Genomic DNA, 7,951 nt, shown 5'->3' on the forward strand with positions numbered 1-7,951 from the left:
CAGATAAGATCGCTGCTGGCCATGAGTCAATATGCGTCTATGCAAACTATGTTGCAGTGGATTGTGAGTCATCCAGTCTTGCGACAGCAACAGTTCTCGATTGCATTTTACGAGCTAACCCCTGAGATGACCTGGGAATGCATCAAAGAAGCAGGGCCAAATCAGTTATCACACATTTCCGGATTTTCTGATTCCCAAATTTCTCGCACTTCCATCCTGGCAGATGGTCTACCTTGGGGCTATTTTTACGCTGACTCACTTGTTGCCAACAGCCCTAAGACGTCAATACCGCTGCTTAGCGTAGGCCTGTGTCTCGGGACTTTGGACTTTGAAGATGGGCTTTTGCTCTGTACGGCAAATCTTTCGAGTCACTTCAAGGAGAATCTAGAAGTTTTTTCATTCATCAGAGTAGCCAGCGAGTTCATTTACCGATTTCACAAAATGAGCCAGCCGCTACACGAACAAAGTTCAAGACCCGCGGTTGCTACCGATGCCGATCATGAAGAAAGGGATACCACTCTGGATGGTGTCACCTTAACCGAACGCCAATCACAAATTTTAGAGCTGATTACCAATGGATTAACTAATGAAGAAATCGCTGCCAAAATGCATTTAAGTTTAGGAACCATCCGAGTCGAAACATCAAGACTGTACGACCGCCTAGGAGCACGAAATCGGCAGCAGGCAGCCAGCCTTGCGCACTTGGTCTTAGATCACTGATTGGTCACAAAACTATCCACTTGACGGTTCTCATTTCCGTTCAGTCGTTGAACACTGAAATTAGAAAAGAGATCCATGAAAGGGATGTTTGATATGAGAAAGAAAATCTTCCCCGAAAAATCGCATAGGGGGCGAAGAGTCTTTGCGATAGTAACAACATTAAGTCTGGCTCTTGCTGGAGTTCTGGGAGCAGTGCAATCGGCATCAGCTTATTCCAATGGAATTAATTTGGGTTACACGGTTAGTAAGCACACACCCATTGAAGTTTCATTACTGAACCCAAAGTATCGAATGGAAAGCGCTTCGCTGTACTTAGTCGGAAAAACCAAGTCGGTTTGGTTAGGGACCCAGCGATTGACCGTTAATGGCGATGCACATTTCTGTATTCCACGCTTTATTCGCAACAATGCTGTTTTGCGAGTCAAAATAAACAACAGGTCCGTGATGACTAGGCGAGTGGTGAAGGCGCACTGGGCCGAGGAATATCAGGCATGTAGCGATTACTTTAAGGGATTATCAACGGGCCTTTCAATCGCCAGCACGCTAGTTGAATCTGGCCCACAAGGTCCCGCTGGCCCACAAGGACCCCAGGGCATTCAAGGACCCCAGGGCATTCAGGGACCCCAGGGCATTCAGGGAATCCAAGGGGTGCAGGGCATTGAAGGGTCACAGGGGGTTCAAGGTGAACAAGGTATCCAGGGGCCAACTGGACTGCAAGGAATTCAGGGACCGCAGGGTATCCAAGGCGAACAGGGTATCCCGGGCTTGCCAGGTGAACAAGGTATCCAGGGGGAGCAGGGACCAGCTGGAGTAGATGGAATCGACGGTCTTGATGGCATGGACGGCCTTGACGGCTTGGATGGAGTAGACGGTGCTCAGGGACCAGTGGGTCCAAGGGGAGCCACTGGAGCAACCGGCGCAACCGGCGCAACCGGTGCAACAGGTCCCCAAGGTGATCAAGGTCCAACAGGCCCTAAAGGCGATACCGGTGCAACAGGTCCCCAGGGTGAAGTTGGCCCGACTGGATCGCAAGGTGCAACAGGTCCCGCAGGATTGGTTGGCCCAGCTGGTCCGCAAGGGGAGCAAGGTATCGCTGGTCCTAAAGGTGACCCAGGTGAAACTGGTCCAGCAGGGCCGCAAGGCGATGCTGGTCCAGCTGGACCCAAAGGTGATACCGGAGCTACAGGTCCACAAGGTCCGCAGGGTCTGCCAGGTAATTCATTTGAGCTAGTCGGACAGCCATGTAGTTTCGCGAGTAAGGGTGTGACTTACAACGGAACTTATGTACTAGCGAAACTAAATAGCCCAACACTATTTGCCGTGGCTTGTGACTCATCTTTGCCTCAGTAAGCAAGAAACAAAAAGTTGGTGCCTCGCACAACGCGGGGCACCAACTTTTTCAAGGAAAGTAATTACCGCTTAGCCTTTTTAGCCTTCTTGGTTTTCTTTGCCTTACATGGCTTTTGTACTTTCTTGCCGGCAGCCTTCTTGCCATGTGCTTTCTTTGCTACCTGTGACTTCGAGCAAGTTTGAGACTTGCCTGAAGTCTTGGCCGAAGCACCAGTAACTGAGCTTGTTAGCACCAATGATGCAGCAAATAAAGCGGCAGCAATTTTCGAACTGGTTTTCATTGCGCCCCCTTTCCGGAACTAAATTCAGCGTATGGAACAGCAAATGTGAAAGCTCTGAGAAATCACTCAAAAAAGCATCAAAAATTCACCAAAACTTTACGAATCCCTGACCGTAGCCTCTACCTAAAGCTTGGCCTCCTGCTTAGACTGAGGGTAGGCCTTGGCAAATATGAAATTTTAGGAGCGGCCAGATGAAACGCAAGTTCGCGATCTCGCTAGCGATTGGACTAATTGTTGGTGGACTTGTTGCCACTGACATTACCTATGCAAAGCCTAAAACTTACGTAGTGGCACTTGCCAAGACTTCCGGCGGCTTTGTCCCTGCTCAATACAACTTCTCGCGATTACCCAGATTTGTTGTTTACAGCGACGGGCGCATGATTAGTGAATCGCAGATTTCAACACAGCAGTATCCTGGCAGAGCAATCCCAAATTTGATGACCAAGAATGTCAGTTTCGATCTGAAACGAATTGTTTCTGCATTGGAGAATACAAATTTAGCTAATCCCAAATTTGACTGGGGTTACCCATCAGTTGCCGATGTCCCAAATACCGAGGTAATAACGCAGCTTTCAGCGAAAAAACGTTCAGCAACTGTTTCCATATATGCATTAGGAATGACTGGTCCAGGCTTAACCAAGAAACAGGTTGAGTACCGCAAGAAGGCAGACAGAGTTTTAGATTCATTACAAGCTTTTTCAGGCCGATACATCTGGTCAAAGAGTTATCCAACGAAGTGGACCCCAACGAAGTATGTCTACCAAGTTGCTGAAGCCGCGGTCACGGAAAATTCAAATACTCTCGATTGGGTCGGACCCGAACTATCCCAAGAGGTTTCCTGCGCTGCACTCAACAATTCGCAATCAGCAGCAATAAACACAATTGAGTCATCTATAAATGTGGAGACGCTATGGAGTTCCGGTGGCAAAACCTGGCGCGTAACGCTTAGACCGCTACTACCTCATGAATCCGGTTGCAAGTCCATCGGATATTGATTCAATAATTTTGCATCGTGTTGTCTAGCAAGTTGCTGATTCTGAGTGTCTTTTCAAACTAAACTGAGTCAGACTCGGGAGGGTTAATGATTGAGGTTAATCACCTAGACAAGCGGTACAAAAGCACCCATGCCGTTAACGATGTCTCGTTCGTGGTGCCTGAAGGCCAGGTCGTGGGATTTCTGGGTCCGAATGGATCTGGTAAATCAACGACAATGCGACTGATGCTTGGTCTCGACTTTGGATCTGGCGAAACTCTGTTTGATGGCAAGCCACTGGCTTCCCACAAAGAAGTGACTCGAATTGTCGGAGCGCACCTAGACGCGAAATATTTTCACCCAAAACGCTCCGCGGTTAACCACTTGAGAATGTTGGCCACCGAGGCACAAGTTTCACAAAAGCGCATCTCTGAAGTTATTGAACTCATGGGTTTGCAAGGAGTTGCCAATAAAGCGCCGAAAGGATTCTCCTTGGGCATGGGGCAGCGACTTGGATTGGCCGGCGCAATCTTGACTGAGCCCCGTCACTTGCTCCTTGACGAGCCTGCCAATGGCTTAGATCCTCAATCAATTCACTGGCTGCGTGACTTCCTAAAGGATTACGCAGCGAAAGGCAATACCGTATTTGTTTCAAGTCACCTACTTTCCGAAATGGAATTGATGGCCGACCATTTAGTGGTAATCGCTCGTGGCAAGATGATTTCCGACGAGCCAATGGCAAGTTTTGTTGCTCGAAGCTCGGGTAACGATGTGCTTGTGCGGACGAGTCAGGATGAACTCTCAACTCTGCAAAATGCCCTAACTGCATCAGGGGTTGAGTCAACGGCGATTGAAGCAAATGCCCTTTCCGTCAAAAATGCCTCTGCCGAACAAGTTGGCCAGCTCGCATTCCAGGCGAACGTTCCAGTCTTGGAGTTAGTGGCTCGTCAGGTTTCTCTAGAATCTGCCTTCCTTGAATTAACTTCGGGCGAACAAGAATATCGAACAGGAGCCCAGGCATGAGTCGCATTTTTAAGTATGAATTCATCCGCGCCCGCTCCTTGAAGTCCACGTGGATTTTTCCTGTTATCGGCATCGCCCTAAGTTGGCTTATTGCTTATTTCGGTTTGAAGGACGCTGACCTGATGATGAATGTTGAAGGCATGGCGGTTCCACCAACATTCGCACTGGCCATAAATAACAGCTTTTCTCCGCTTAGCATCTTTTTCATTACCATTCCCTTTGCCCAGGCTTTCGGTCATGAATTCCGCGATGGCACCATGCGCCTTACTTTGAGTGCATACCCGCAACGAGCAAGAGTATTTGTTGCAAAACTTCTAATCCCAAGTGTTCTAGCGATCGTCTCTGGCCTTATTGCAATGGCTGGAATCTTTTTTCTGTACAAAACTTTTATTTCAGTTCAGGATTACTCAGGCGCACTAAATCTGGCCGGTCGACACATTGCCTTCACGATAGTGTGGGGCCTGATCGTTGCAGCAGTAGTAATTTTCTCTCGCAACCTAGCTGCTGGCGTGGCAGGAGTTGTAGTTTGGGCAGCAATTTTGGAACAGATTGTTGCCGGACTCTTGTCAACTCGTTGGCCAAAAGTTGTGGATTACCTGCCATTAAGCAAGGGCATGGAATGGGCAAGTGGGGGTCAGACTAAAGACCTGATTGTGATTGCTACGGCCACCGTGATTACAGTGGGCTTGGCTGGAATGAAATTCCTAAAGCGCGACGCATAGCGCCATTTGACGAAACGGGTGGACTTCGAAGTGTTCGCTCGTTACCGGTCGTAGATTTGCCAGCGAAGTCCGATACCAATTACAAGCACGACTACTTCATTGTCGATGACTTCATAGAAAATGCGGTATTTGCCGATCCGCACGCGCCACTCAGGTCTATTAACTAGTTTGCGGGTCGCTGGGGGATAAGGGTTTTTCTCAAGTACGCGCAACGCAATGCGGATTCGTTCGCCTTCGCGTTTTGCGATTTTTGCTAGATCTTTTTCCGCACGCTTCGTTAGTCGAACGGTAAAGGTCATAAATATCCGAGCTCTGCAAATACTTGAGCGGCTGTTTTGAACGGACCTGATTCCTTCTTTACGTCCTCGATTGCCTGAAGGTCTTCTATCTCCTCCAGTGCATCCATAAGTTGCTCGTACCGCTCGGGACTGATCAGTACAGCAGCAACCTCGCCATGCTTATGAATAAATACAGCCTCAACTGCACTGGTTGCGATTGCTTCACTGAAGCGTTCACGCGCTTCGCTTGCGGTATAGGTAGCCATAAAAAATTGCACAAAACAATCTGAATCTTGTACAAAACTTTTTCACCGCGATTGGTCGTGTGAACCTTGTAAATAAGTAAGGGTCAATGTTGTTTTACTTCACACTTTCCGCAAAGATAGAGCAGTGAGCGAAATTCTTTCTGAACTTGGCTGGCGCAACCTGATTGCGCAGCACACCCCGGAGTTGCCCGACGAATTGGCGAAGGGTCCGCTCACTCTTTATTGTGGCTTTGATCCAACCGCACCAAGTTTGCACATGGGCAATCTAGCTCAAATAATTACCATGGCTCGGTTTCAACGACTCGGTCACACTCCGATAGCTTTAGTCGGTGGCGCTACCGGCTTGATTGGTGACCCAAGTGGCAAAAACGCTGAGCGCACACTCAACACTTCAGATGTTGTGGCCAATTGGGTTGAGAAGATTCGCGGACAACTCGAACCATTTTTTGATTTCAGTGGCACCAATGCCTGCATCATGGCAAACAACTACGACTGGACGCACAACATGGACATGTTGACGTTTTTGCGCGAGATCGGCAAACACTTCAGCGTGAATCGCATGCTTGATAAAGAGTCGGTCTCAGCTCGACTAAACGGCGCGGGAATTTCGTACACCGAATTCAGTTACCAGATTTTACAGTCACTCGACTACTTAGAGTTATATCGCAAACATGGCTGCACATTGCAGATCGGTGGATCAGATCAGTGGGGCAATATCACGGCAGGTACTGACTTAGTGCGTCGGGTTGAATCGGCAAGTGTTAATGGATTAACAACTCCTCTTGTAACTAAAGCCGATGGCACCAAGTTTGGTAAAACCGAATCAGGCACAGTGTGGTTGGATCCGGAACTCACAAGTCCTTATGCCTTTCATCAATTCTGGGTTAACGCAGATGATCGCGATGTCGATACCTTGCTTCGCACCTTCACCTTCCGCAGCGAGTCAGAAATTGCTGAACTTGCAGAGGCCACGCAAGAGCGTCCGCATGCTCGGGAAGCGCAACGAACCCTTGCAAACGATGTCACTACTTTGGTTCATGGTGAACATCAAACTGCCCAGGCAAAAGCCGCGGCTAGCGCACTGTTCGGTCAGGGAGAAATTCGTGACCTCGATCCTGCGACTTTGGATGCGGCCATGCGCGAAGCTCCAAATGCATCAGTAGCGCCAAGCGGTCAGTACCCAACAGTTGCCGAGCTCTTAGTCGCCTGCGAATTAGTAGCTAGTAACAGCGCGGGTCGCCGTGCGATCAACGAAGGTGGCGTCTCTATTAATAATGTGAAAGTCACTGACGAGAATTATGAAGTCACTGAAGTTGACTTCCTACACGGTAAGTGGTTGGTATTACGCCGCGGCAAGCGCACTTTTGGTGGCATTACGCGAGGTTAAAGTGCCAGGTTGGCGCAGGAAATTGGCCAAAACTTTGCTCAGATTCGCTATCGAAATCTTGGGATGCGAGTTACGATGAAAGTGAAATCTGAATAGCCAGACCCCCGATTTGCTTATTTGAATCGGCGTGTCGTAGAGTATTGCACTACGACCTAACAGGTAACCCGTGGTTCGTCCACTAACTACCACCAGTTGAAAATCATGAGTTTCGGATTTGACCGAGACAGTGAACATGACTAGGTTAGGAAAGTCGCCTTAAAACCGGCCCACCAAAATGGGCTATGTTTTATGCGCGTTCGTACCTTGAGAACTCAACAGCGTGCCACAAGTCAATACCAAAACCCCGTCGCGGGATGCGTAAGCATGCCGCGCGGTAATTCCTTTGGTAATACAAAATAAAAAGCATTCAGCTTTTTGTTCTTATTGCCAGTGAACACTCTCTCCAGAGTGTTTCGACTTTAACGAGTCGATCCAAAAACATTAACGGAGAGTTTGATCCTGGCTCAGGACGAACGCTGGCGGCGTGCTTAACACATGCAAGTCGAACGATGAACCAGAGCTTGCTCTGGGGATTAGTGGCGAACGGGTGAGTAACACGTGGGCAACCTGCCCCTAACTCTGGGATAACTCCTCGAAAGAGGTGCTAATACCGGATATGAACTAGGAAGACATCTTCTTGGTTGGAAAGTTTTTCGGTTAGGGATGGGCCCGCGGCCTATCAGCTTGTTGGTGAGGTAACGGCTCACCAAGGCGACGACGGGTAACCGGCCTGAGAGGGCGACCGGTCACACTGGGACTGAGACACGGCCCAGACTCCTACGGGAGGCAGCAGTGGGGAATATTGCGCAATGGACGAAAGTCTGACGCAGCGACGCCGCGTGAGGGATGAAGGTCTTCGGATTGTAAACCTCTTTCAGCAGGGACGAAGCGAAAGTGACGGTACCTGCAGAA

At 49.1% G+C, this 7,951-nt stretch carries 9 protein-coding genes, 1 rRNA gene and 1 pseudogene; 7 read left to right on the top strand and 4 right to left on the bottom strand.

Features of this window, described 5'->3' with window-relative positions:
* Together EBS36_06950 and EBS36_06955 are read left to right on the top strand one after the other, a co-directional pair.
* Positions 1-720: DNA-binding response regulator (locus tag EBS36_06950; protein NBU32885.1), on the top strand; the 720-nt coding region annotated here is incomplete at its 5' end.
* A gap of 547 nt (positions 721-1,267) precedes the next feature.
* Entirely contained in the window at positions 1,268-1,534 is a 267-nt protein-coding gene (locus EBS36_06955; protein NBU32886.1) for a hypothetical protein, read from the top strand.
* Positions 1,535-1,595: 61 nt separating this feature from the next.
* On the opposite strand, the pseudogene EBS36_06960 reads toward EBS36_06955, so the two are convergent.
* Both EBS36_06960 and EBS36_06965 read right to left on the bottom strand, forming a co-directional pair.
* Positions 1,596-1,811: pseudogene (locus EBS36_06960) on the bottom strand (hypothetical protein).
* A 321-nt stretch (positions 1,812-2,132) separates the two neighbouring features.
* Entirely contained in the window at positions 2,133-2,351 is a 219-nt protein-coding gene (locus EBS36_06965; protein NBU32887.1) for a hypothetical protein, read from the bottom strand.
* Between the two features lie 191 nt (positions 2,352-2,542).
* Between EBS36_06965 and EBS36_06970 the strand changes: the two genes are divergently transcribed.
* The 3 genes from EBS36_06970 to EBS36_06980 all read left to right on the top strand — a co-directional run bounded on the left by EBS36_06970 (position 2,543) and on the right by EBS36_06980 (position 5,069).
* Entirely contained in the window at positions 2,543-3,346 is an 804-nt protein-coding gene (locus EBS36_06970) for a hypothetical protein (GenBank protein ID NBU32888.1), read from the top strand.
* Between the two features lie 86 nt (positions 3,347-3,432).
* On the top strand, positions 3,433-4,347 hold the full coding sequence (locus EBS36_06975) for an ATP-binding cassette domain-containing protein (GenBank protein ID NBU32889.1): 915 nt from the start codon (positions 3,433-3,435) through the stop codon (positions 4,345-4,347).
* Positions 4,344-5,069 (top strand): hypothetical protein, encoded by a 726-nt coding sequence (locus tag EBS36_06980; GenBank protein ID NBU32890.1) that lies wholly within the window; start codon positions 4,344-4,346, stop codon positions 5,067-5,069. Before EBS36_06975 ends, EBS36_06980 begins: the two co-directional genes overlap by 4 nt.
* A 41-nt stretch (positions 5,070-5,110) precedes the next feature.
* Here the strand turns inward: EBS36_06980 and EBS36_06985 are convergent, their stop codons facing one another.
* Together EBS36_06985 and EBS36_06990 are read right to left on the bottom strand one after the other, a co-directional pair.
* The gene (locus EBS36_06985) at positions 5,111-5,368 is read right to left on the bottom strand and encodes a type II toxin-antitoxin system RelE/ParE family toxin (protein ID NBU32891.1); all 258 of its coding nucleotides are present in this window, start codon (positions 5,366-5,368) and stop codon (positions 5,111-5,113) included.
* Positions 5,365-5,613 (bottom strand): type II toxin-antitoxin system Phd/YefM family antitoxin, encoded by a 249-nt coding sequence (locus tag EBS36_06990; protein NBU32892.1) that lies wholly within the window; start codon positions 5,611-5,613, stop codon positions 5,365-5,367. The genes EBS36_06985 and EBS36_06990 overlap by 4 nt, the downstream gene beginning before the upstream one ends.
* Positions 5,614-5,737: 124 nt before the next feature.
* On the opposite strand from EBS36_06990, the gene EBS36_06995 reads away from it, so the two are divergent.
* Both EBS36_06995 and EBS36_07000 read left to right on the top strand, forming a co-directional pair.
* Positions 5,738-7,000: a tyrosine--tRNA ligase gene (locus EBS36_06995; GenBank protein NBU32893.1), complete on the top strand. Its 1,263-nt coding sequence runs from the start codon at positions 5,738-5,740 to the stop codon at positions 6,998-7,000.
* A gap of 478 nt (positions 7,001-7,478) precedes the next feature.
* Positions 7,479-7,951 (top strand): 16S ribosomal RNA (locus EBS36_07000); the annotation flags it as partial.

Source organism: Actinomycetota bacterium (assembly GCA_009923495.1).
Classification (GTDB): domain Bacteria; phylum Actinomycetota; class Actinomycetes; order S36-B12; family UBA5976; genus UBA5976.